Source organism: Pseudomonas tensinigenes (assembly GCF_014268445.2).
Classification (GTDB): Bacteria; Pseudomonadota; Gammaproteobacteria; order Pseudomonadales; family Pseudomonadaceae; genus Aquipseudomonas; species Aquipseudomonas tensinigenes.
On sequence record NZ_CP077089.1, the window covers coordinates 3,633,053 to 3,655,531 of the forward strand.

21 protein-coding genes are annotated in these 22,479 nt (G+C 59.4%); 12 read left to right on the top strand and 9 right to left on the bottom strand.

The genetic code is table 11. The annotated features are described in order from the left end of the window. Positions 1 to 203 precede the first annotated feature (203 nt). From HU718_RS15930 to HU718_RS15945, 4 genes are all read left to right on the top strand, one after another. Positions 204 to 488, top strand: a complete 285-nt coding sequence (locus tag HU718_RS15930) for a DUF3077 domain-containing protein (RefSeq protein ID WP_095118774.1) — start codon at positions 204 to 206, stop codon at positions 486 to 488. Next, complete coding sequence (locus tag HU718_RS15935; protein ID WP_186615440.1) at positions 485 to 751, top strand: short-chain dehydrogenase; 267 nt, start codon at positions 485 to 487, stop codon at positions 749 to 751. Before HU718_RS15930 ends, HU718_RS15935 begins: the two co-directional genes overlap by 4 nt. A gap of 218 nt (positions 752 to 969) precedes the next feature. Further along, on the top strand, positions 970 to 3,198 hold the full coding sequence (locus tag HU718_RS15940) for a TonB-dependent siderophore receptor (RefSeq protein ID WP_186615442.1): 2,229 nt from the start codon (positions 970 to 972) through the stop codon (positions 3,196 to 3,198). A gap of 186 nt (positions 3,199 to 3,384) precedes the next feature. Then, the gene (locus tag HU718_RS15945; RefSeq protein WP_016983771.1) at positions 3,385 to 3,594 is read left to right on the top strand and encodes a hypothetical protein; all 210 of its coding nucleotides are present in this window, start codon (positions 3,385 to 3,387) and stop codon (positions 3,592 to 3,594) included. Between the two features lie 632 nt (positions 3,595 to 4,226). Here the strand turns inward: HU718_RS15945 and HU718_RS15950 are convergent. The 5 genes from HU718_RS15950 to HU718_RS15970 all read right to left on the bottom strand — a co-directional run bounded on the left by HU718_RS15950 (position 4,227) and on the right by HU718_RS15970 (position 7,767). Beyond that, positions 4,227 to 4,724, bottom strand: coding sequence for a GNAT family N-acetyltransferase (locus HU718_RS15950; RefSeq protein WP_150708801.1), 498 nt, complete (start codon positions 4,722 to 4,724; stop codon positions 4,227 to 4,229). A gap of 196 nt (positions 4,725 to 4,920) precedes the next feature. Then, positions 4,921 to 5,502, bottom strand: a complete 582-nt coding sequence (locus HU718_RS15955) for a DinB family protein (protein ID WP_186615444.1) — start codon at positions 5,500 to 5,502, stop codon at positions 4,921 to 4,923. A 17-nt stretch (positions 5,503 to 5,519) separates the two neighbouring features. Further along, positions 5,520 to 6,635: a cell division protein ZapE gene (gene zapE / locus HU718_RS15960; protein ID WP_186615446.1), complete on the bottom strand. Its 1,116-nt coding sequence runs from the start codon at positions 6,633 to 6,635 to the stop codon at positions 5,520 to 5,522. Between the two features lie 22 nt (positions 6,636 to 6,657). Continuing rightward, on the bottom strand, positions 6,658 to 6,999 hold the full coding sequence (locus HU718_RS15965) for a nuclear transport factor 2 family protein (protein WP_186615448.1): 342 nt from the start codon (positions 6,997 to 6,999) through the stop codon (positions 6,658 to 6,660). Positions 7,000 to 7,050: 51 nt separating this feature from the next. Then, positions 7,051 to 7,767, bottom strand: coding sequence for a helix-turn-helix transcriptional regulator (locus HU718_RS15970; protein WP_186615450.1), 717 nt, complete (start codon positions 7,765 to 7,767; stop codon positions 7,051 to 7,053). Positions 7,768 to 7,968: 201 nt separating this feature from the next. On the opposite strand from HU718_RS15970, the gene HU718_RS15975 reads away from it, so the two are divergent. From HU718_RS15975 to HU718_RS15990, 4 genes are all read left to right on the top strand, one after another. Continuing rightward, positions 7,969 to 9,021, top strand: a complete 1,053-nt coding sequence (locus HU718_RS15975) for an aldo/keto reductase (protein WP_186615452.1) — start codon at positions 7,969 to 7,971, stop codon at positions 9,019 to 9,021. 263 nt (positions 9,022 to 9,284) lie between these two features. Further along, positions 9,285 to 10,751 carry a nucleobase:cation symporter-2 family protein gene (locus tag HU718_RS15980; protein ID WP_186615454.1) on the top strand — a complete coding sequence of 489 codons (1,467 nt, stop codon included), beginning with the start codon at positions 9,285 to 9,287 and terminating at the stop codon, positions 10,749 to 10,751. Positions 10,752 to 10,818: 67 nt separating this feature from the next. Continuing rightward, the gene (locus HU718_RS15985; RefSeq protein WP_186615456.1) at positions 10,819 to 11,292 is read left to right on the top strand and encodes an LEA/WHy family protein; all 474 of its coding nucleotides are present in this window, start codon (positions 10,819 to 10,821) and stop codon (positions 11,290 to 11,292) included. Positions 11,293 to 11,345: 53 nt separating this feature from the next. Beyond that, on the top strand, positions 11,346 to 11,897 hold the full coding sequence (locus tag HU718_RS15990) for a GNAT family N-acetyltransferase (RefSeq protein WP_186615458.1): 552 nt from the start codon (positions 11,346 to 11,348) through the stop codon (positions 11,895 to 11,897). Positions 11,898 to 12,023: 126 nt separating this feature from the next. Here HU718_RS15990 and HU718_RS15995 read toward each other — a convergent pair whose 3' ends face one another. Beyond that, the gene (locus tag HU718_RS15995) at positions 12,024 to 12,947 is read right to left on the bottom strand and encodes a carbon-nitrogen hydrolase family protein (protein WP_186615460.1); all 924 of its coding nucleotides are present in this window, start codon (positions 12,945 to 12,947) and stop codon (positions 12,024 to 12,026) included. An 84-nt stretch (positions 12,948 to 13,031) separates the two neighbouring features. Here HU718_RS15995 and HU718_RS16000 point away from each other — a divergent pair, with 84 nt between their 5' ends. Further along, positions 13,032 to 13,940 carry a LysR family transcriptional regulator gene (locus tag HU718_RS16000; RefSeq protein WP_186615463.1) on the top strand — a complete coding sequence of 303 codons (909 nt, stop codon included), beginning with the start codon at positions 13,032 to 13,034 and terminating at the stop codon, positions 13,938 to 13,940. A gap of 4 nt (positions 13,941 to 13,944) precedes the next feature. On the opposite strand, the gene HU718_RS16005 is transcribed toward HU718_RS16000, so the two are convergent. Beyond that, the gene (locus HU718_RS16005; RefSeq protein WP_007917411.1) at positions 13,945 to 14,199 is read right to left on the bottom strand and encodes a hypothetical protein; all 255 of its coding nucleotides are present in this window, start codon (positions 14,197 to 14,199) and stop codon (positions 13,945 to 13,947) included. Positions 14,200 to 14,353: 154 nt separating this feature from the next. Here HU718_RS16005 and HU718_RS16010 point away from each other — a divergent pair, with 154 nt between their 5' ends. Further along, positions 14,354 to 14,671 carry an ElaB/YgaM/YqjD family protein gene (locus HU718_RS16010; RefSeq protein ID WP_007917413.1) on the top strand — a complete coding sequence of 106 codons (318 nt, stop codon included), beginning with the start codon at positions 14,354 to 14,356 and terminating at the stop codon, positions 14,669 to 14,671. Between the two features lie 173 nt (positions 14,672 to 14,844). Here HU718_RS16010 and HU718_RS16015 read toward each other — a convergent pair whose 3' ends face one another. Next, positions 14,845 to 15,903: an Ldh family oxidoreductase gene (locus HU718_RS16015; protein ID WP_186615465.1), complete on the bottom strand. Its 1,059-nt coding sequence runs from the start codon at positions 15,901 to 15,903 to the stop codon at positions 14,845 to 14,847. A 205-nt stretch (positions 15,904 to 16,108) separates the two neighbouring features. Between HU718_RS16015 and HU718_RS16020 the strand changes: the two genes are divergently transcribed. Further along, complete coding sequence (locus tag HU718_RS16020; protein ID WP_186615468.1) at positions 16,109 to 20,980, top strand: dermonecrotic toxin domain-containing protein; 4,872 nt, start codon at positions 16,109 to 16,111, stop codon at positions 20,978 to 20,980. Positions 20,981 to 21,036: 56 nt separating this feature from the next. On the opposite strand, the gene HU718_RS16025 is transcribed toward HU718_RS16020, so the two are convergent. After that, entirely contained in the window at positions 21,037 to 21,306 is a 270-nt protein-coding gene (locus tag HU718_RS16025; protein ID WP_186615470.1) for a PepSY domain-containing protein, read from the bottom strand. Between the two features lie 152 nt (positions 21,307 to 21,458). Here HU718_RS16025 and HU718_RS16030 point away from each other — a divergent pair, with 152 nt between their 5' ends. Continuing rightward, on the top strand, positions 21,459 to 22,460 hold the full coding sequence (locus tag HU718_RS16030) for a FecR family protein (RefSeq protein ID WP_186615471.1): 1,002 nt from the start codon (positions 21,459 to 21,461) through the stop codon (positions 22,458 to 22,460). Positions 22,461 to 22,479: the final 19 nt, after the last annotated feature.

Here is a 22,479-nt window from a genome sequence, read left to right on the forward strand (position 1 = left end):
GGCCTGAAAAATCCAAGACGCACATTGCTCTCCAATGTGTGCGTGCACTCCTGTGTCCGACGCACTGCTCAATGGTGACTGTGTGCGGGGCATCTTCGGGTGCGCCGGGTGTCTTGGACCGGTCCGTCAACCTGCACACAGTTGCCACCTATTCGTTTGACGGCGATGAAGTGGCAGTTTTCGACTTCCAAGAGGCTGCACCGATGACCGATCCAACCACGATGTCCACACCCTTCGCCCACTGCGACCACGTCGCTCACCACCTCTTCACCGTCCAACCCGACATCCCCCTTCTCGACGCGCTCGAACACGCCTCCGTCTACCTCAACTGCGCCGAAGCCCTCGCCCATCAAGCCCCCACCGCCACCCGCCCAGAACACAGCGGTTCACTGCACTGGGCCAGTCAGCAAATGCTCAGCACCGCCCGCGCGTTGGTGCTGGCCTCCGTCGCCGGTTTGCATGCCGCACAGGCCGGAGGTGAAGCATGAGTTCGCACATTTCGATGACCCACAACGAAGACAACATTCCGGTTTTATTGATCTCGACTGAAGCCCCGCTAGATGTTCTGCACAGCAGCGCGGCCAATCGCTTTCTGGCGGTGACGCAGATGATGGAAAGTCTGGCCAGTCTGGACATCTCGTCCGCCAAAGGCGCTGATGTGCAGCAACTGGCCCACGCCGCCGCGATGTTGTTGCGTGATGGCTGTGATGTGATGGATGTGTTGGGCCGGCAGATTCGTTTGCGAGTCTGATACCCGCAAAGTCAAAAGATCGCAGCCTTCGGCAGCTCCTACATCGATCGGTACAGGAGTTGCCGAAGGCTGCGATCTTTTGCTTTTCAAGCGAGGTCGAGTCAAACCTCAGAAACACTTTCAAATAATAATATTTCTCGTTTGATACTAAATCCCAGCCGCACCCTTCGTCTTTGAACAAACGGAATTTTTCCCTCGAAGACAAGGAGTCGGCTGCGATGTTCGCGCCCATTACCCGTTCCATGACCCTCACCCTCGGCCTGTGCGGCGCTGCGTTCAGCGCCGATCTGCTGGCTGAAACCGAAGCCGAAAATCCGCAGCAGCCCGGCAATCCGGCGCTGGAGCTGGCCGCGACCAACGTCAGCGCGCAAGGCCTGGGCACCACCACCGAAAACACCGAGTCCTACACCACCGGCGCGATGAGCACGGCGACGCGGCTGAATCTGTCGATCAAGGAAACCCCGCAATCGGTGTCGGTGATCACGCGCCAGCAAATGGATGATTTCAAGCTCGGTACATTGTCCGAGGCCATGCGCCAGACCACGGGTGTGGTAGTGCAGCACCTGGATTCGGATCGGGTCAGCTATTCATCGCGTGGTTATGCGATCAACAACTTCCAGATCGACGGGATGCTCAACACCTTCGATCGCATGAAGTCCGACTCCGACACGATCATTTACGACCGTATCGAGGTGGTGCGCGGTGCCACCGGGCTGACCACGGGTGCGGGTGATCCGTCGGCGACGATCAACATGGTGCGCAAGCGTCCGACCGCGCAGTGGCAGGCGCTGGCCGGGGTCAGTGGCGGCAGCTACGACAATTACTACAGCTACGTCGACGTCGGCGGGCCGCTGGCGTTCGACGGGCGCTTGCGCGGGCGCACGGTGTTGGCGTATCGCGACAACCAGTCGATCAAGGACAAATACGCGCTGCAACGGGAGGTCGGTTATGGCGTGCTTGAGGCGGATCTGACCGATTCCACCGTGCTGGCGGTCGGCTACGACTATCAGAACAAGCATGTGCAAGGTTCATCCTGGGGCACCGTGCCCTACTGGAATGCCGATGGCAGCAAGGCCGGTCTCGGGCGTTCGACCAACATGGCGACGTCGTGGAGTTCCTGGCCGCTGCAAGACAAAACCGCATTCGCCACCCTCGATCAGCAACTGGCCGGCGGCTGGCGCCTCAAAGCCGCGTACACCCATCGCGAGAGCAACACCGACGGCAAGGTCTATTACGGTGGTGCCGGTTTTCCCGCAGCGGACCGCAGCGGCATGATCGCCTACACCTCGCACATGATCGGCACGCAGAAAATGCAGGCGTATGACTTCAATGTCTCCGGCCCCTACTCGCTGCTGGGCCGTGAGCACGAAATGATGTTCGGCTACGGTGAGGCCGTGCGCCGCTCGAATTCCCCGTACACCATTGCCGGTGCGCGTCCCAGGGATTACGGAACCATCCGCGACTGGAAATACATGGGCGACATCGCCAAGTTCAGCGATACCGTCACCGACCTCACCGGCTCGAAGGACGATACCCGGCAGAAAGCCGGCTACATCGCCACGCGCCTGAGCCTGACTGATGATCTGCACGCCGTGCTCGGCAGCCGATATGGCAGCTGGCAAGCGTCCAGTACCAGCAACAGTTACGACGCCAATCGGCAACTGACCGAGGTCGATTACACCAGCCAGAAACAGAACGACGTCTGGACGCCATACGCCGGGCTGCTGTATGACCTGACCCCGGAATACACGGCGTACGTGAGTTACACCGACATCTTCAAGCCGCAGGGCAACCGCGACAAGAATCGCAAATACATCGACCCGGTGGTTGGCAAAAACTATGAAGTGGGCATCAAGGGCAGTCTGCTCGAGGAGCGCCTGAACCTCTCCACGGCGGTGTTCTGGAGCAAGCAGGATAACGTCGCCGAACTCGATAACTCGGTACCGGCGGATCCGGTTACCCGCGAGCAGTTCTACAAATCCGGCGGCAAGGGCAACAAGGTCAACGGTTTTGAAGCCGAAGTGTCCGGGGAAATCCTTCAGGGCTGGAACATGACCGCCGGTTACACCTACACCCACTCGGTCAACGGCGACAGCGCGCGCACCAATACCAATCAGCCGATGAACCTGTTGCGCGTGTCCACGGCGTACCGTCTGCCGGGCGAATGGCAGGCGCTGACCGTGGGCGGCGCGGTGAACTGGCAAAGCGATGTGTATGGCACGTCGAGCCGACCGGTTGGCGACGACACCGAACAAGCACGAATCGCCCAGAGCGCCTACACCGTGGTCAATCTGATGTCGCGCTACGAGTTCGACCGGCACCTGTCGGCGTCACTGAACGTCAACAACCTGTTCGACAAGAAGTATTACGACAACGTCGGCTTCTATAACGGCGTGTACTGGGGTGACCCGCGCACCGTCACTCTGAGTCTCGACTGGAAGCTCTGACCTCCGCCTCTCGGGTGCGGCGCACCTGTGCTTGATGTGCGCCGCGTCTGTCTGAAATTGCCCCGCAACATGCTGCAAAACCTACACTGAACCGGCGTTAACCCCGTGTTAATTCATGCCACCCAGACTCTCTTCCGAGATCTGCTTCATGGACGAACAGCTCCCACTTGTTCAGTAGGAGGCACCATGAAAATCACTACCGCAATCCTTGCCGGGCTGTTTGCCCTGGGTTCTGCCAGCGTCTTCGCCGAGGGCGGCGCTGAGCGCATGCGTTATTACTACGACAACTTCCCGGTTCAGCACGCCCAGAGCGAGCAGAAGAGCGACGCCAACGCGAAAGAAATTCGCGTTCCCGCCGACCAGACCGCGCAAGTGACCGAGTCCTATCGCGACTGAGATTTAGCGAGCAACCGATGGACCTCCCGTGGCTCCGCTCTGGCCTGGGAGAAGACAGTTTGGCGCCCTGATTGGGGCGCCTTTTTTTATGGGCATTGAGCGGGGGTGTTCGACCTTATGCTGTCGCGAGTTCGCAGATTGGGTTGGGTCAGCAAGATCCAACCCCCTCACCCCAGCCCTCTCCCCAAAGGGGCGAGGGGGAAAGGGAGCCGATTTTCATGCTTTTCAAAACCTACGTTCGGCTCGATGTTTCAGGTCGGCGTACCCCGCCCAAACACCTCGGTCAGTCCCCTCTCCCGAGCGAGAGGGAGCTGATTTGTGGGCTTTCAAAACCTGAGCTCGGCTCAATATCTCAGGTCGGCGCACCCCGCCCAAACACCTCGTTCAGTCCCCTCTCTCGAGGGAGAGGAAGCTGATTTGTGTGCTTTTCAAAAACCTGAGTTCGGCTCAATATCTCAGGTCGGCGCACCCCGCCCAAACACCTCGGCCAGTCCCCTCGCCCGAGGGAGAAGGATCTGATTTGTGGGCTTTCCAAAACCTGAGTTCGGCTCAATATCTCAGGTCGGCGTACCTTGCCCAAACACCTCGGTCAGTCCCCTCTCCCTTTGGGAGAGGGCTAGGGTGAGGGGCTTCTAGGCCTGCAAACTCTTGATCCAGAACTGCATCCGCCCGTGATCCGGGTCGAACATGCCCGGCGCGAAGCCGAACTTGCGGTAGGAACCCTGCGCCACAGCGTTACCTTCAAGCACTTCAAGGGTGATCTTGCAGCAACCGCGCTGACGAGAGATTTCCTCGACTTTCTGCAGCATTTTCTGGCTCAGACCGAGACCGCGAAACTTGCCCACCACCGCCACGTCGTGGACGTTGACCAACGGTTTGCAGGCAAACGTGGAAAACCCTTCAAAGCAGTTCACCAACCCCGCCGGTTCACCACCGACAAAGGCCAGCACGCTGAACGCATGCGGGCGTCGGGCCAGTTCTTCGGGCAGCCGGCGCAACAGCTCAGGATCGAGCGAGTGACCGCCGCCCATCGGGTCTTCGGCGTAATGATTGAGCACGATACCGATGGCCTCGGCGTGCGTTGGATTGCTGTAGCTGGCTTGAAGCACAAGAATCTCTGCGGAATCCATTTCCATCCCCAAACACAAAAGCCCCAGCGCGCAAAGTGCGCACTGAAAGGCTGCCTGACATTAGCGCGGGGGTGATCGGGCGGGCAACCCGCAAATGCACAAGATCAAAAAATCGCAGCCTTCGGCAGCTCCTACAGATAATCGAGTGTAGGAGCTGCCGAGGGCTCGGGCCGCGATCGGACGATCTTTGGCTTTTTCAGTGGCCCCAAATCAACTCTTCAGTCCAGCCCAGTTCGGCGAAATCCCCGGCGCGCAGGCCACTCTCGCCGACACAGAAGAACTCATCCAGTTGCGGCGGCGTCACCGAAGTATCGCTGAGCATCGCATGCACCTGACCACGGTGATGAATCTGATGTTCGAACAAATGCGACAGCATGCGCAGACGGCTGTCGTGCTGCGGCGTATCACGGGCAATGGTGACGATCCTGGTCAGATCGGCATCGCGCAGTTGCTCGCAATAAGCAATCAGCCGCCGATCAACGTGAGCCTGCTCCTCGCGCAGCTGCGCGCCCTCGGTAAACGGTTCGTCCGCGTTGAAAAACACATAACAGTCAGGATGCGGCTCGGCCCCGCGCAGCTCGCGCTCCAGCGCATCGACGTAGAACCAGTCGCAGGTGAGGATGTGATTGAGGGTCAGACGAATGCTCGGAAAAAAGCTTACCCGAGGCGCCGCCAGATCTGCCGCGCCAAGCTGCGACCAGGCCTTGGCCAGGCGATGATTGGCCCAGGCATTCTGATAAGCCATGGTCAGCAGATGATGGGATAACGCTTGGCTCATGTCGGCGCCCTCTTCACTCAAGCTTCGGCAAAACGCTGCAGCTGCATCTCCTGCAAGCGACTGAGGGTGCGGCGGAACGGGAATTCCAGATAACCCTCGGTGTACAGCGCATCCATCGGCACTTGCGCCTCGATGTACAGCGGCACTTTGCGGTCGTAGCACTCGTCGACCAGCGCGATGAAACGCCGCACACCGTCATCGTGAACCGACAATTGCGGCAACTCACGGTCACCGGCCACTACCCGTTGCGCGCCATCTTCAGTGCCGCGCGCGATGCGCCCTTCGCGTTTCTGTGCGCTGAGGTTCGGCACCTCGCTCAACAGAATAGCCGTGTAGCGGTCGCACAGCGCGATGAAATCCATGGCGGCGAACGGTTGCTCGCACAGATCCGCGTAGCGGCACCACACCACCGTTTCACTGGCCTGCACCACGTTCAACTGGCGATGCCCGACCGCCACCGGTTCGCCGCTGGACGGTTGCCCGGCGGTGAGTGCCTGAAAGACTACGTCCAGCGCACTGACCGCAGACGTGGCGACAAAGTAGCGTTGCAGGCCCGCCCCCGGATGCAGTCGATGATCCTCGGCGCCATTCACTGCCACCACCTGCATATGCGCTTTGATCGCGGCAATTGCCGGCACAAAGCGATCGCGGTTGAAGCCATCGGCGTACAGATCGTCCGGCGGTAGATTGGACGTACAAACGATCACCACGCCTTCGTCGAACATCACCTGAAACAGCCGACCGAGAATGATCGCGTCACCGATGTCGTTGACGAACAGCTCATCGAAGCACAGCACCCGCACCTCGGCCGCCAGCTCTTTGGCCAGCGCTCGCAACGGATCGGCAATCCCGGTCAACTGGAACGAACGCTGGTGCACCCAGCCCATGAAGCGATGAAAGTGTTGACGTCGCGCCGGCACCCGCAGGCTCTGATAGAACTGATCCATCAGCCAGGTCTTGCCGCGTCCGACCGGCCCCCACAGATAAACGCCGGTGACCGAACGGGCACCGGCGTGCAGGGCTTCATGGCATTTTTGCAGTGCCCAGACCGCGTGTTCCTGGGCTTCATCCTGGATGAAACCCTTGTGTTGCACGGCGTGTTGCCAGGCGCTGAGGGGGGAGTCGAAAGTCATGCGCGGCAGTATGCCACGCCGATTACAGGGAAATATCCAGTCGGGCGATTTTCCCCTGCTCGTTCAACCGAAACGTGTAGCGCAGTTGCGCCGGGCTGCCGGGAAAGGTTCCGGAAATCAGCCCGTGCACCAGCACCTTGCCGGTGCGCTGCTGCACGTCCAGCACTTCGACCCGTGGTTGATAACGTTGCCCGGTGTCGTGCATCCATTGCGCGATGGCTCGCGGGCCGACTTGATGCTGGCCCTCGTCGAACACGTTGGCATCCTCGGCAAAAAAACTGCCGACCCTGGAGGTATCGCGCGTGTTGGCCGCATCGATATACGCAGCGATCGCCGGGGCCAGCGCAGAGACGGGATGGGACATGGTTGCAGCTCCTTTTGTTTGGTTCTGCGAGCATCCTAAAACAGTGTTGCGTCAGTTTTTGTCAGGAGTGAACCGCCCGCTTTCATCCAGTTGCATCTGCTCGCGCCAAGTGCGCAAAAGGTCGCTGCGCCGTCCCGGATAACCCTCGCCCTGGCGGCTGGCAGCGCTGATCCGGTCGGTGCGAAACGTGCGGTAGGCGCCGCGCAATTCGCACCACGCGACGATGATCCGCACCTCATTGAGAAAGCCCAGCGCCAAGGGCCAGATCAGTCGCTGACTGGACACCTGTTGCGCGTCGGCGTACGCGATGTGCAGTTTGGCCTGGTCGCGGATGGCATGGCGGAACACGTTCAACGGCACGGCGTTTTGCGGAAAACCATAGCCCGGCGGGCCCGGCATCACCGTGGGATTGCGCAGCGCTTCCTGGGCCTGCGGATCGAGCACAGCGGCAATTTTCGCCAGCGCATCCGCCGCCGCTTTGCCGAGCACTTCGTCACCGCGCTGATCGACGTAGCGCAAACCGAGAACAATGGCTTCGGTCTCGTCGGCATTGAGCATCAGTGGCGGCAGAAACAGGCCGCTGCGCAGCACATAACCGATCCCCGCCTCGCCATGGATCGGCGCGCCGAGCGCGGCCAGCTCAGCGATATCGCGATAGAGCGTGCGCTCGGACACTTCCAGCTCGGCAGCCAGAGTCGCCGCCGTGACCGGGCGCTTCTTGCCGCGCAGCACTTGCAGCAAAGTCAAAAGACGAGTGGTACGTGACACGATCGGCAGACTCTGGAGGGAAAAGATTCCGGAGCTTAGCAGAGGCTGGTGTCAGAAAATGGCAGGAGCCGAACGACTGTAATGACAGACCTGACCGTTGAGCGGCAAGCGTCTTGACAGCCAATATTACCGACATCATATTGGCGTAATATTTCGATCGTAATTTTTTATATCAAGCGAATTTCCATCGAGGGCGTTGCCATGCATTACAAGGTTTTTGGCCGCAAGACCGGTCTGCGTGTTTCTGAACTGGCGTTGGGCGCCGGCAATTTTGGCACCGGTTGGGGTCACGGTGCCGAACGTGATGAAGCCAAGCGGATCTTTGATGGGTTTCTCGATGCTGGCGGCAATTTCATTGATACCGCCAATGGTTATCAGGGCGGGCAATCGGAGTCGATGCTCAGCGAATTCATTGCGCCAGAACGTGATCGGCTGGTGATCGCCACCAAGTACAGCATGGGCACAACCCCGGCCGACGGTATTTCCCACACCGGCAACAGCCGGAAAAACATGGTTCGCGCGGCGGAGGAAAGTCTCAAACGCCTGAACACCGATCACATTGATCTGTTCTGGGCCCATGTCACCGATGGCGTGACCCCCATGGAAGAAATCCTCCGCGGTTTCGATGACCTGGTGCGGGCCGGCAAGATTCACTATGCCGGCCTATCCAACTTCCCGGCTTGGCGCATTTCCCGCGCCGACGTACTGGCGGAACTGCGCGGCTTCGCGCCGATTGCAGCGATTCAGGTCGAGTACAGCCTCGCCGAGCGCACTGCCGAGCGCGAATTGCTGCCGATGGCCGAAGCGCTGGGGCTGGCGGCGACGCTGTGGTCGCCACTGGCCGGTGGTTTCCTCACTGGCAAGTATCGCGGCGGCGATGACAACAACCGTGCGAGCAAACTCGGCATGCTGGTGCACGCGGAAAAAAGCGCCCGCGAAACCGCCCTGCTCGATACGTTGCTGGCCGTAGCTGCAGAAATCGGCGCCAGCCCAACCCACGTCGCCATCGCCTGGCTTCGCGAAAAAGCCCGCCGCTCGACGACCGCGCTGATTCCGATCCTCGGCTCACGTACCCGCGAACAACTGGATGCCACCCTCGGCGCGCTCGAGGTGCAACTGAGCGAACAGCAAATGGCTCGGCTGGAAGACAGCAGCAGCGTGCCGGCCGGTGTTCCGCACGAGACGATTGCCAGTGCCACACCTCGCTTTACCGGCCCGCAGACGTTGGACCTGCCGATCATCCCGGTGGCCTGACCCGGCTCGCTCCCATAGGGATTTACCAGGTGCCTTCAACTCCCTGTAGGAGCTGCCGCAGGCTGCGATCTTTTGATTCTGCTTTTCAAGATCAAAAGATCGCAGCCTCGTTTCACTCGACAGCTCCTACAAGGCTTTTGCCGATGGCGGCCAATAAAACCTGACCTTTCAGGCAGTTATTGCTCGTTGCCCTCGCCGCCCTCTTCCGGCATCCTGCGCCTCCATTTTCTGACCCGGCCCCGCCTCGCGGCGCGCAAAACACCATGACCGCCTCTGAAAAAGCCCCGCGCAACAACGACCTGATCTACGGCCTCAACGACCGCCCGCACCTGACCGCCACCGTGTTTGCCGCGCTGCAACACGTGTTGGCCAGTTTCGTCGGCATCATTACTCCCACGTTGATCATGGGCGGCGCCCTCGGTCTGCAAAGCGAAATCCCCTACCTGATCAGCATGGCGCTGTTCGTTTCCGGCCTCGGTACTTTCGTTCAGGCCAAGCGCTTTGGCCCGGTCGGTTCGGGATTGTTGTGCCTGCAAGGCACCAGTTTTTCCTTTATCAGCGTGATTCTCAGTGCCGGGTTCATGGTCAAGGCGCGCGGTGGCGGCACCGATGAAATCCTCTCGACGATCTTCGGCGTGTGCTTTTTCGCTGCGTTCATCGAGGTGGTGCTGAGCCAGTTCATCGGCAAGCTGCGCATGCTGATCACCCCGGTGGTCACCGGTACGATCATCACGCTGATGGGCCTGTCGCTGATCAAAGTGGCAATGACTGACATCGCCGGCGGTTTCGGCGCGCCTGATCTGGGTGCGGCTAGCCACATCTTCCTCGCAGCGCTGGTGATCGGCACCATCGTTGTGCTGAATCGCGTCGACGTACCGTTCCTGCGCCTGGGCGCGATCGTCATCGGTCTGACCCTCGGTTACTTGGTCGCATGGCTGATGGGCACCGTGGATTTCGCCTCCATGCCTGAAGTGCCACTGGTCAGCGTGCCGGTGCCGTTCAAGTACGGCTTCAACTTCGACTGGGTGGCGTTCGTGCCGGTGGCGGTGATTTTCCTCGTGTCGCCGCTGGAGGCTGCGGGTGACTTGACGGCCAACTCGATGATTTCCCGGCAGCCGGTCAAAGGCCCGCTGTACATCCGCCGGATCAAATCCGGCCTGCTCGCCGACGGTCTCAACTCGGCGATGGCGGCGGTGTTCAACAGCATGCCGATGGTGACCTTCGCGCAGAACAACGGCGTGATTCAGCTGACCGGCGTCGCCAGCCGTTACGTGGCTTTCTTCATTGCCGGTTTGCTGGTGCTGCTGGGGCTGTTTCCGATGATTGGCGCGGTGCTGCAACTGATGCCGAAACCGGTGCTTGGCGGCGCTGAACTGGTGATGTTCGGCACTGTGGCGGTGGCCGGGATCAAGATCCTCGCCGAGGCCGGCCTGCACCGACGCAACATGCTCATCGTGGCAATTTCGCTGGGCATGGGCCTGGGCATCGCGGCGGTGCCGGAAGTATTGCGTGAGCTGCCGCAAGCGCTGCGCAACATCTTCGAATCGCCGATCACCGTCGGCGCGTTGTGCGCTATCGTGCTGAACATCTTTCTGCCGGAAGAATTCATCGAGCTGGAAGAAGACGATTTCGATCCGGAAGCATCTATTCTTCAGGTCATGGAAAACCCGGACATGCCGGCCAAAGGTGAACCTGCCCCAGCGGCGGCTGTCGCACAGTTGAACCGCTGACGTCTGGCCTTTAACAGAAAGGGCTGAGCCGGCAACGGTTCAGCCCTTTTTTGTTGAGAGACCGTTTATGCGCCGCGTCCAAGCCGTCATTCTGTCACTGCTTCTGCTGTCCCTCAGCGCCTGTGCGCTGTTCCCCAACCGAGACCCGGTGAACATCAACGTGGTCGGCCTCGAACCGTTGCCAAGCCAGGATCTGGAAGTGCGTTTCGCCATCAAGATTCGCGTGCAAAATCCTAATGAAACGGCCATCGACTACAACGGCATCGCCTTGGATCTGGAGGTCAACGGCCATTCACTGGCCTCCGGTGTCAGCGATCAAAGCGGCTCGATCCCACGCTTTTCCGAAAGCATCGTCACGGTCCCTGTGAGCATCTCGGCGTTCTCGGTCCTGCGTCAGACACTGGGCCTGAGCCAGACGCAAACCCTCGACAACCTGCCTTACGTGCTGCGCGGCAAACTTGCCGGTGGCTTGTTCGGCACCATGCGCTTTGTCGACAGCGGCAAGCTCAGCCTGCCCAAGGCCACTGCCGCTACCTGGTAAAAATGCGCTAGCCTGCCTTGTTCCTTAAAGACACTTATGGAGGCTGCAGGTTTATGGAAGACATGCCGACGCTGTACACCGAACGACTGATCCTGCGCTCATTGCAACTGGCCGATGCCGAAGCCGTGCAGCGCGAATTTCCGCATTGGGACGTGGTGCGTTATCTGAACGCGGCCGTGCCATGGCCGTATCCGGAGGACGCTGCCCTCGCCTATCTGCGCGACATTGCCTTGCCGGCGGTCGCGGCGGGCAAGGAATGGGCCTGGACGATTCGCCTGAAATCGGCACCGGAGCAATTGATCGGCAAGATCAGCCTGATGGATCAGACGGATAACCACCGTGGATTCTGGCTGGCGCCGGCGTGGCAAGGTCAGGGATTGATGACGGAAGCCTGCGCAGTGGTGACCGATTACTGGTTCAACGTTCTGCAACGCCCGGTGATGCGCGTACCGAAAGCTGCGCCGAACATCGGCTCGCGCAAGCTCTCGGAGCGTGCGGGGATGCGCTTGATCCGGACAGATGAAGGAGATTTTGTCGGTGGGCGTTTCCCTCGGGAGCTGTGGGAAATCACTCGTGAAGAATGGCTGCAACGCCAAAAAACGTAGCCTTGTGAGGCCCCCCTGTGGGAGCGAGCCTGCTCGCGAATGCGTCGTCACACTCAATATTTTCGTTGACTGACACTCCGCTTTCGCGAGCAGGCTCGCTCCCACAGGTTCTCTATAAGGCTGGAGTCATGTGTTGAAGCGCACCCCGGGTTTGGCGCGTTCATCGACCGACAGCTCAAACACATCCGGCCGCGCATAGTGGCCAACCACATCATAGTCATAGCGCGCCCGCACCAGCTCATCGGTGTCGATCTCAGCCGTGAGCAACCCCGCCTCCCCGCGCAACGGCCCCGCCAGCACATCCCCCATCGGCCCGACAATCACGCTGCCACCGGCAATCAACGGCCGATCCGCCGGCCAATTGGCGACTTCAACGCCCAACGCCTGAGGCGAAGCCTGCACCTGACACGCACTGACCACAAAGCAACGGCCCTCATGGGCGATATGACGCATGCTGACCTGCCACATCTCGCGCTCATCGACGGTCGGCGCGCACCAGACTTCAATGCCCTTGGCGTACATCGCCGTGCGCAGCAGCGGCATCATGTTTTCCCAGCACACCACCGCGCCGAGCTTGCCGACCTGGGTGTCAAACACCGGCAAGGTCGATCCGTCGCCCTTGCCCCAGATCAGCCGTTCGGTGCCGGTCGGCATCAGTTTGCGGTGTTTGCCGACAAGCCCGCCCTGCGGGTCGAAATACAGCGCCGTGCAATACAACGTGCTGCCACCGCGTTCGATCACACCGATTACCAGGTTTGCCCCGGTTCGCGCCGACATTGCCGCCAGCGCTTCCGTTTCCGCGCCCGGCACATCGATCGCGTTGGCGAAGTATCGGGCATAGGCTTCGCGCCCTTCTGGCAGGCGATAACCCAGTTGCGTACCGAAACCCTCGCCTTTCGGATAACCGCCCAGCAGTGCTTCCGGCATCACCACCAGCGCCGCGCCGGATTCGATGATCGCGCCTTCCCAACTGAGAATCTGTTCCAGAGTCGCGTCTTTGCCTTCGGGCAAGGCGCCGATTTGCAGCGCAGCAACGATTGATTTGGCCATCGCGGTAACTCCATCAGGTTCAGTGGTTGCCGATTCTGCGGCGCCACGCGATCATGAATAAAGCCCCGTCCACTGCTGAATGATATGAGCCAAATGAATATCACCACCATCGACCTCAACCTGCTGAAAGTCCTCGAAGCCCTGCATGAAGAATCCAGCGCCAGCCGTGCAGCGCTGCGTCTGGGCGTCACGCAATCGGCGGTCAGTGCGGCGCTGCGACGGTTGCGCGATGTCTACGGCGATCAATTGTTCGTGCGTACCGGGCGCGGGTTGGCACCGACACTCAAGGCCAATCAATTGAAACCGGTGGTCAGTGAAGCGCTGAACAAGTGTCGGCAAAGCCTGGCAATGGTCGACCCGGCAGCCAATCAATACGAGGGTCGCTCGGTTACCGTAGGGCTCTCGGACGACTTCGAGATTGCCTACGGTCGCCGGCTGATCGAGGAAATTGCCCACAGCGCACCGAAGTTGCGCCTGATCTTTCGCCAGACCCACAGCCAGATCGTTGCTCGCGCCTTGATGGATCGCAGCATCGACCTGGCGATCACCGCCGGTGGTTTTGCCGAACGGTTGCTCAGTCGTCAGGTATTGGGCGAAGGTGGCTATGCGTGTCTGGTCGATCCAGCGAGCCTGGCGCCCGGCCAGCAGCAGATCGATCTTCAGGAGTTCGTCGCCCGCGAGCACATTCTGGTGTCGTCCGGCGGTTTTATCGGAATCACCGATGAGGGCTTGGCGGCGTTGGGCCTGAGTCGCCGGGTGTGCGCGTCGACCACGCATTTCGCCGCACTGCCGTACCTGCTCAAGGGCAGTCGCGCGGTGGCGACAATTCCGACGCATGCTGCCGAAAGTATCGCCGCGCTCAGCGGTCTGGCGCTGCTGCCCTGTCCACTGAAATTGCCGCGTTACCCGATCGAACTGGGCTGGCGCACCAGCACGCAGATCGATCCGGTGGTGGTCAAAGTGCGCGAGGCGATTGCCGCGACGTTCACCTGAGGTGTTACTTGTTGGCGGCCATCAGGCGATTGACTTCACTGCGCACCATGTTGGCGAACTCCGGCGGCGACATGCCGTCCAGTTCGGCGCGGACCCACTCGGCCCACTTGCCCTTGCGCTTGCCGCGCTCACCGAACAGACGCGCGGCTTCGCCTTTGGCTTTGCCCAGATTGTTCTGCCAGAGTTCGAACAGACGGGATTTCTCGTCTTCCAGCGCAGCGCGCTCTGCGAGGGATTTGTCGGCCAGATTGAAACTCATGGGGAATTATCCTGCTGCGTAAAATGGCGACATCTTACACGCTCGACGGAAATCTCCCGCGCAGGTTTTTGTTTCTGACCTAAATTCAGTGCAACTTTTTACTCAGCGCCACACTCCATTGATCACTGTCCATTCAACTGCAAGGAGTCACCTAATGGCCCGCAAATCCGCCGTGCAAGCCGCCGAAGATCAAATCAAGGATCAGGCCTTCAGCGAACTTCAGGCTCTGATTCAAGAGTCGGACAAACTGCTCAAGAGCAGCGCCTCACTGGTCGGCGAAGAAGCGGAAACGCTGCGCGGACAAATCGCCCTGAAACTGCAGCAGGCGCTGGACTCGGTCTCGAGCGTACGTGATCGCACCAAACCGGCGGTCGATGCCACCGAAAGCTACATCGGCGGTCATCCATGGCAGACCGTGGCGATCTCCGCCGGTTTCGGTCTGGTGGTCGGTTTGCTGCTCGGCCGTCGCTGAGTCAAACGCACACAAAAAAGGCGAACCCGCGGGGTTCGCCTTTTTTATGCCTGCATTTTTTTGCCGGTTTTGAACCAGTTCTGGGCTTTCAAAACCCGAGTTCAGCTCGATCTCTCACGTCGGCGCACATCTCCCATTCACCTCGGTCAGTCCCCTCTCCCTCCGGGAGAGGGCTAGGGTGAGGGCCTTTCGATCTCCCCCGCCAACTCACGCAACTGCGCCAACGTCTGCGCATCCAGCACAATACCTTCAGCCAACGATTTGCTGCGCTGCCAATGCCGACGATCACCCGGCAACCGCTTGAGCCCAACGCCGTGCATCTGCCGCACCAGTTCGCCACTGCGTTCGGCAAAACTCTGCCCGGCAGCCTTGCTCGGGTCGATGACGATCAACAACTGTCCGGTCCATGGCGTTTTCGCCCCGGGATGATTGGACCAGTCGAACTCGAATGAAAAATTGCCCCCCGTCAGCGCTGCCGCCAACAACTCGACCATCATCGACAACGCCGAACCTTTATGGCCACCGAACGGCAACAACGCACCGCCTTCGAGAATCGCTTGCGGATCCTGGGTCGGCTGCCCAAGGCTGTCTACGCCCATTCCGGCCGCTAGCCGTTCGCCCTTGCGCGCGGCGATCTGCACATCGCCATGGGCAATGGCGCTGGTGGCCAAATCGAAGACAATCGGCGCGGCACCGGCCCGCGGCGCAGCAAAGGCAATCGGATTGGTGCCGAACAATGGCCGGTCGGCGCCGTGTGGCACCACGCAGGTCATGCTGTTGACCACACTGAGCGCCACCAGCCCCTCATCGGCAAACGGCTCGACATCCGGCCACAGCGCAGCGAAATGATGGGAGTTGCGAATCGCCAAGACGGCGATCCCGGCGTCACGGGCCTTTTCCACCAGCAACGACCGTGCAGCCGCCAGTGCAGGCTGAGCAAACCCGTTGCCGGCGTCCACCCGCACAAATCCACTGGCGACATCTTCGACTTGCGGCACGGCGTGGCCGTTGACCCAACCACTTTTCAGAGTCGAGACGTAACCGGGGATACGGAACACTCCGTGACTGTGCGCGCCATCTCGCTCAGCTCCGGCGCAGTTGGCGGCCAACACCCGAGCGACATCGACAGAGGTGCCGTGGCGCAAAAAAATCGTTTCAAGCAGTTGCGTCAATGCTTCAAGTGATAACACCGACGAAGCGGCGGCAGAGACATGATCGTGTGGCGCAGACATCTGAAGCTCCAGAGTAATTATTGGAGGGAACACCAGCGTACGAACAAATTGCCCAGCGATTAACCACGTCACCCCTGCTCTCTGTCAACCCTTGGCCGACTGCAAAAAACTGCGAGCGATAACTATCTACCACCTGAGCGCCATCCCTTGCGCCTAGCCTTGAGCCTCATTTCTGGCGCCCATCGCGCTATTACCGAGACTCGAAATGCCTGAGCCCGCTGCCCCGCTCCTGTTCCCCGATACCCTGAACTTCCCCGGTCTCTGGAAAGAACTGGGCAAAATCCACAGCCTCAACAGCAAGGACTTCGACTGGCTGGCTCATGTAAAGCTGAGCACTCACGCGCTACGTAATCAACAATCTCCACCGATGCTCGCGCAAAGCATTTACATCGAAGTCGGCGCGGCAAAGCCCATACCGCTGGCCGGCAGTTTTATCCTCAGCGAAACCCCAGACGACAAAGGTGCGATCCTGTACACGCCGTACGACGGCATCAAAAAATACGAAAGCCTTGCGATCCTGAAGACACTGCTTGAGAAACGCCTGCAGGTGGCCGAGGAAGAGGACCCGCTGCTGGCGTTTCTTTCGCTCGCTCAACGCCGCAAAGTCAGCGAGCAGACGCACCGCACGCTGACGTATGAAACGATCAGAGACGACATCTTCGAAAGCCAGAAAAACCACATTCTCGCGGCCCAGCAAGTAAACGCCGTGGCCATGCTTGATGAGTTGAAGCGGCTGCCGGCGCTCACACCCCTGGTGGAAAAAATCCTCGATGATCTGTTGCGCGTCCGTTTACCCAACATCAATCAGGCGCTGACTCGCGTCAACTTCTATACCCATGCGCCCGTTGACGGCAGCGCCCCCGTGGCGGCGGCCAGGTCGGCCAGACACTGGCACGATTCAGTGAGCCTGAGTGAAGCGGTGCTGATGTATTACCGCAACCAGGATTGGCCAGCGGGCCAGTTGCATGAATTTGCCAATTCCCAGCGTGCTCCGTTCGATAACGATCAGGGCGTTTGGGAAGATGCCGTCAAACAGGCCGCAAACAAATTGCGGGTCCTGCTGTTTCGCGAGATGGAGCGCTATTGGGACGCGCCTTCTGCCACGGGGGCGCCAAGGCGCAAATTCTTTGGTGAGGCGCTTGAGGAACAGGCCCGTGCCGAACTGATGATCAAGCGCGAAACCAACATCATCGACGCCAGCCAGTTTGCCACCCTGCATCAGATGATTCGTCCGGCAGCCTATCCGACCCGTCGCCCGACCATCGAAAACGTGCGTCTGTGGGAGTACGAACCCAACTATGTCGAGCTTGCAGGTTCATTGATGATCAGTCACGCCAACGCCTTCCTGTACACGCCGACCATGGGTCTGCAGGTACTCAAGGATTACCAGGATCTGAAGGACACCGTATTGAGCAAGTTCCATGCGGCCGGGCACGAGGACGAACTGTACGGGTTGTTGAACCTTGAAGAACGCCAACGCTTTATCGGCTTTGACCGGCCTCATGTCACTGGAGAAAGCGTCGGCGGCGAGATCTTCAACGTGTTGTTCGAGGCCATTATCACCAAGCAGCGGCAGAACATCGAATACGCTTTGCAGGTGTCCCGTCACAGCGATGGCAGCGTGGATATCCATGCCCTGTTCGACAAAGCCCTGGATATCCGCGCCATGCTTCATCAGCGGTTGCTGGAAATGGAAACCGCGGCCCGCTGGTCAACGCGGCCGGTGCTGACCGGTGTTCAACAGCCATCGCAGGTTCGCGCGCAGAAAGCCGCCGCGGTGGCGAAAACCTGCCAGGACATCGAGCCCTTGATCGCCAGTTCCTTCAAAGTTCAGCCTGTTACTCACATCGAAGAGCAACGCCACTATCTGGAAAACATGAAATCACGGTTGGCCCACTCACTCTTTCTCGGCGTGACCGCAGAAGCGGCATTGCGAGTGCTCAGTGGCTCGCTGAAATCTGCCGAGCAGATGATCGTCGACACCGTGATCAACCCCGATCACACCAGACGCGACAATCGGCACTCACTTAACGGCTTTCGACCCGATGCCTGGTCACTCACGCTGAAAACCCCTGAGGCGAAAGCGCCTTTGTCGCTGGCCCACTGCTTCTTGCTGACCGAACGCGGCGGCCTCGACGACTTGCACTCGGGCAGAGTGATGGTCTGGACTCCGGCACTGGGCCTGGAAGCCTTCGAGAGCATTCGCGCTGCCCGGTTGGCACTGGGTCAACGGCTCGAAGACAGGATTGGACGCCTGTCATTGCTGGAAAATCTTTTGCCTCAAGAGCGCCAGTACCATCGGCAATACACGCTGGGCACCTTGCGCTTGATCGAAGACAGTGTTCTGGAGAACCGCGTGCAGTCCGGCATTGAACACTTCATTGCACGTTGTGAAGAAGTTCGTGCGCGATTCAAAGGCCGGGCCGGATTGACCTCGGCGCTTGCTTGCCTGACAAAAACGACCATCGATACCAATCTGCTGCGCACTATTCATCTGGCCAACGCTATCGACCAACAACAGTCACTTCCTGCCTGGCTGGGCATGGCGCCGGTGGAGGAGCAACAGTTGCACCTCGAACTGCTTGAGCAATGGCGTCGCAGCGTTGTCGACCATAAGGACTATCTCAGCGGTTTGCCTACACTGGCCGACTACGTACATCAGAGGTTGAAGGCGCTGCTTGACACTCGATTTGCAGGCAGCCGGGTCGATCCGAATGACATCCAGATCATTCCTGACCTCGCCCTGGCCGGTCCTGCCCGCGCGCTGCCCGAGTTTGCGCTCAACCATATCAATATCGCTCAGGGCACCGGTTTCAAAGTCGCCTCCAGGACCACTACCCCGCTACCGGCCAATCTGGATCCGGCGACGGTCAGACAACTGCTGTTGTCACTGGAGATCCCGACGACATTTGCACAAAAAATCACCGCGGCCCTCTCTGCGGACGATGCCGAGGCCACGCAGCGCAAGCAGCGCTTCTTGCGACAGCTGCCCTGGCAACTGCTGCAGCACGCTCATGGTTTGAAACTGCAACAACAATTGTCTGCCAGCGCATTCGACTACGTATGCCAAGTGCTGGACATCCCGGATGGCATCGCACGCAAGACGGTCGAAGGCGCCCACGCCATCGTGTATCCGTTGTCGCTGATCAAAACCGCGGGCTCGACTGCGGTCGAAGCACTGGGCCTGTATATGATCGGCCCGGGCAGCGGTCATCAGGGGCCGCTGGTGCTGTATGCCCCGTACGCAGAAGACGTATTTCGCGAGTTTGCCGACGAAGCGAGTGTGATCGCAGCCATCAATACGCCAGGCAGTTTTCAGGACTTGCTGATTCGTCGATTGCCGCCGGCACAGCAATCGGTATTTCGAGGGCTGTTGCAGTCAAGCGCTGGCGAGGTCAGCGAAATGACACTTGCGGGTAACACCATCACCGGCAACCTGTTGCAAAGGTTTTTCAGCGACAACCTCAAGTTGTTGCCGCAATTGCTGAACGGCCAGTCGTCAGCCAGCGCTCAAAGCGACTGGGAAGCAGCCAAAAACCTGTTCAGCAAAGGCACCAGTCTGATCTCGGGTCTGCTGCCCGGTAAACTTTCGTACGTGACATTTCTGTGGCAGGCCTACAAGGACTTCAAGGATTCGGCAGAAAATCTGCAGGATCATCATTGGACGCAAGCATTGCAGTCATTTATCGCCGGTGCGGTGCAAATGATAAGCCTGGGGCGCCTGACGGCAGAGGCATCGGCAGCGACGCAAGCCACGCCCCCGAGAACGGCACAAACCGCGACTGAAACACCGCCAATCACTCGAGTCACCGACGAAGACGCCAGCGGGGTCGAAAGCTCGCCCGCGCTGGTCGCGCCAAGCTGGTCACAGATCAGGATGACCTCACCCTCGCGCACCGAGTTGCAGCCTTTTGAAACGTCGGCCGTGGCGCTTGAAGACCTCAAGCGTGACGCGAAGAACGGCACCTACGAAAATCCGATCAATAAACGCCTTTACACGGCCATTGCCGGCAAGGTTCATCAGGTCGACCAACCGGGCGCCGTCTGGCAGATCTTCGGCGATGAGAAGCCCGGGCCGTCATTACGATTGAGTGGCTCGCGGCTCTTGCTCGCGCCAGACCGCTACGCGGTTCACTACGGCAAAGCGATATCGAAACTGCACCAGCGATACGCCGTGGAGCCCATCCGCCGAGCCTTGCTTGAAATCGAAGCCATTGGCATGAACGAGATTCGCCGCCGCCATCCCGATAAAGCCTTGCAAATCCAGCAAGCGGTCGACATGGCGCGCTTCTATGCCTTCAACAGCCTGCACAATCTGGCCCAGCTGAAAGCCAATGTTCCGGGCACCCGTCTGGAAGGTTTTCTCAGGTTGTTTTTCGGCGTTGATCAAATCGACAAAGCGTTACTGGCCAAGCTTCACAAGGCCATCGTGCCGATCTGTAATGCCTTGGTCGACCCCAGCGATGACCTGATGGATACCGAACGGTTCGTGGTGGGCTCCAACACCGCCATGTCATCCGCCATCGCGTTCGTGCTGGTCAATGACCGGCGCAAAATGGTGCACTTCACCGAGCATTTCTTCGATCAGAAACTCGGTTTTTACAAAGGAAACCTGACTGTACCCTTCGATGTCGATGGCCACGCTCAGGCGGCGACATTGATTCACGAGTTGTCTCATCAATTCTCCGCCACCGAGGATTTCGCCTTTGTGGAAGCGCGCCGGCCGTTTTCTGATCTGATCAACACGCTCACCGCCTATGGCCGGGATATGAGGGATGTACTGGAAGATTTTCAGAACAAGGCGCTGTCGCTCAATACGCCCAAAGATCAGTTGTTCGCGCGCTGGAGCAAGAAACGCGGCTCGTACGTCGATCTGGACAAATTTCCTGCGGCTGAGAACATGAGCAAAAAATTGCTCGCACTCACCGGCAGCCCAACCATTGATGACGCACGCAACGCGTTTTTTGATCGGCTTTCGCCCAATGCACGTATCGACGTCATCCTGCACAACGCCGACTCGATCGCGCGTCTGATCTGCGAGATGGGCCGGCAACTCGATCCGGCAGTTACGCCCTGACAAACGCAAAAAAAAGGCGCAGGTCGTGACCTGCGCCTTTTCAGCGGTCCTGGGAATCAGTCTTTCTGATCGCGCAGCACATTGCCCGATGCACCGTCGATGCGGAATTCGTAAACCACGCCGTCGGCCTTGCGCCCTTCACCTTTCCAGTAACCGTCGTTGTCGGCTTCAATTTCGTAGACCTCGACATACCTGGCCTTGGTTTTCACGATTGCGATGGCTTTCTCGATGGTGACCCAGCCAGCCCCGGGCCTGTCAGCCAATGCAGCACCGGCGCTCAGCAAACTGGCAGTGGCAATCAGTGCAGCAAACGCGTTTTTGATCATTTTTTCACTCCATTTGTGGATAGTAGTCATTGGCGTCCTGCTTTTTGGGTGCCTGAGCGAAAAATAAGTTCCACTTTGATGGGTAAATGCCATGACCGATGTTCTCGGCAACTTCCCGCAAAGGTTAGAATGTGCGAAATCAGGACGAGTCAATGACCCAAGACACTCTCTCGGAAGCCGAATACGATGCGATCACCGATGCCGCTGCGCACTGGTGCATGCGTCTGCACGCCGCGGATTGCACGGAAGAAGAACGTCGCGCATTCACACAATGGCACGATGCTCATCCGCTGCATGCGTTCGAGTATGAAGCCATGCTGGAAATCTGGGACGTCGCCGAACATCTGCCACGCCCGGAATCCGCGCCGCTCGTGCCGCTTCAGCAACCGTCCCGTTCGTTGCGCCAGTACGCAATAGCGGCCGGTGTCTGCGCGCTCGCGTTACCGCTGGCGGCCTACACCGGATGGAATCTGGGCTGGGTACCCGACAGTTATGAGCACCTGCGTGCCACCGACAATGTGCGTCAGGTCACGCTGAGCGATGGCAGTCAGATCGAGTTGAATCTGAACACTGATTTGACCTTCAGCAATTACAAGGATGAACGACGAGTCACGTTGAAAAAAGGCGAGGTGTTCTTCAACGTCAGTCACGACGCCTCGCACCCGTTTGTCGTGCGAGCGGGCGAAGGCAATATTCGAGTGACCGGTACGCGCTTCAACGTATGGCTGTATGAAGACCAGGTACGTGTCAACCTGATCGAAGGTTCGGTGCTGGTGACGAGTAATCGCGCATTGCCAGGCGATGGCCTGCGTCTGGGGTCGTCCATGCAGGCGCGTTACAAACCGGGCGACTACATGCCGCAGATCAGCCAGACCTATCCCAACGATACCTCGCTGGCGTGGCGCAACGGCAAACTGGTGCTGGACAATCTGGCGCTCAATGAAGCCCTGCCCCTGATCAACCGCTACCTCGACAGACCGTTGATGCTCGCCGACAACAGCACAGGTTCGATCAGAGTGGGCGGCATCTACAACATCAAAGAGTTGAACAACCTGGCCAACTCCCTGCCCAAAGTCTTGCCCGTCTACCTGACGCGCAACAAGGAAGGCAACCCAGTGATCAACCCGATGCCACAACAACCGCCAAAAAGCTGAAGGCCGCGCCCCTTGCGGG

Coding starts and splice junctions, on each gene's coding strand:
- HU718_RS16020 (WP_186615468.1), top strand. CDS start 16,109: ATGCCTGAGCCCGCTGCCCCGCTCCTGTTCCCCGATACCCTGAACTTC.
- HU718_RS15935 (WP_186615440.1), top strand. CDS start 485: ATGAGTTCGCACATTTCGATGACCCACAACGAAGACAACATTCCGGTT.
- HU718_RS15980 (WP_186615454.1), top strand. CDS start 9,285: ATGACCGCCTCTGAAAAAGCCCCGCGCAACAACGACCTGATCTACGGC.
- HU718_RS15985 (WP_186615456.1), top strand. CDS start 10,819: ATGCGCCGCGTCCAAGCCGTCATTCTGTCACTGCTTCTGCTGTCCCTC.
- HU718_RS15930 (WP_095118774.1), top strand. CDS start 204: ATGACCGATCCAACCACGATGTCCACACCCTTCGCCCACTGCGACCAC.
- HU718_RS15965 (WP_186615448.1), bottom strand. CDS start 6,999: ATGTCCCATCCCGTCTCTGCGCTGGCCCCGGCGATCGCTGCGTATATC.
- HU718_RS15990 (WP_186615458.1), top strand. CDS start 11,346: ATGGAAGACATGCCGACGCTGTACACCGAACGACTGATCCTGCGCTCA.
- HU718_RS16010 (WP_007917413.1), top strand. CDS start 14,354: ATGGCCCGCAAATCCGCCGTGCAAGCCGCCGAAGATCAAATCAAGGAT.
- HU718_RS15950 (WP_150708801.1), bottom strand. CDS start 4,724: ATGGATTCCGCAGAGATTCTTGTGCTTCAAGCCAGCTACAGCAATCCA.
- HU718_RS15995 (WP_186615460.1), bottom strand. CDS start 12,947: ATGGCCAAATCAATCGTTGCTGCGCTGCAAATCGGCGCCTTGCCCGAA.
- HU718_RS16030 (WP_186615471.1), top strand. CDS start 21,459: ATGACCCAAGACACTCTCTCGGAAGCCGAATACGATGCGATCACCGAT.
- HU718_RS15975 (WP_186615452.1), top strand. CDS start 7,969: ATGCATTACAAGGTTTTTGGCCGCAAGACCGGTCTGCGTGTTTCTGAA.
- HU718_RS15940 (WP_186615442.1), top strand. CDS start 970: ATGTTCGCGCCCATTACCCGTTCCATGACCCTCACCCTCGGCCTGTGC.
- HU718_RS16025 (WP_186615470.1), bottom strand. CDS start 21,306: ATGATCAAAAACGCGTTTGCTGCACTGATTGCCACTGCCAGTTTGCTG.
- HU718_RS16000 (WP_186615463.1), top strand. CDS start 13,032: ATGAGCCAAATGAATATCACCACCATCGACCTCAACCTGCTGAAAGTC.
- HU718_RS15945 (WP_016983771.1), top strand. CDS start 3,385: ATGAAAATCACTACCGCAATCCTTGCCGGGCTGTTTGCCCTGGGTTCT.
- HU718_RS15955 (WP_186615444.1), bottom strand. CDS start 5,502: ATGAGCCAAGCGTTATCCCATCATCTGCTGACCATGGCTTATCAGAAT.
- HU718_RS16015 (WP_186615465.1), bottom strand. CDS start 15,903: ATGTCTGCGCCACACGATCATGTCTCTGCCGCCGCTTCGTCGGTGTTA.
- HU718_RS16005 (WP_007917411.1), bottom strand. CDS start 14,199: ATGAGTTTCAATCTGGCCGACAAATCCCTCGCAGAGCGCGCTGCGCTG.
- zapE (WP_186615446.1), bottom strand. CDS start 6,635: ATGACTTTCGACTCCCCCCTCAGCGCCTGGCAACACGCCGTGCAACAC.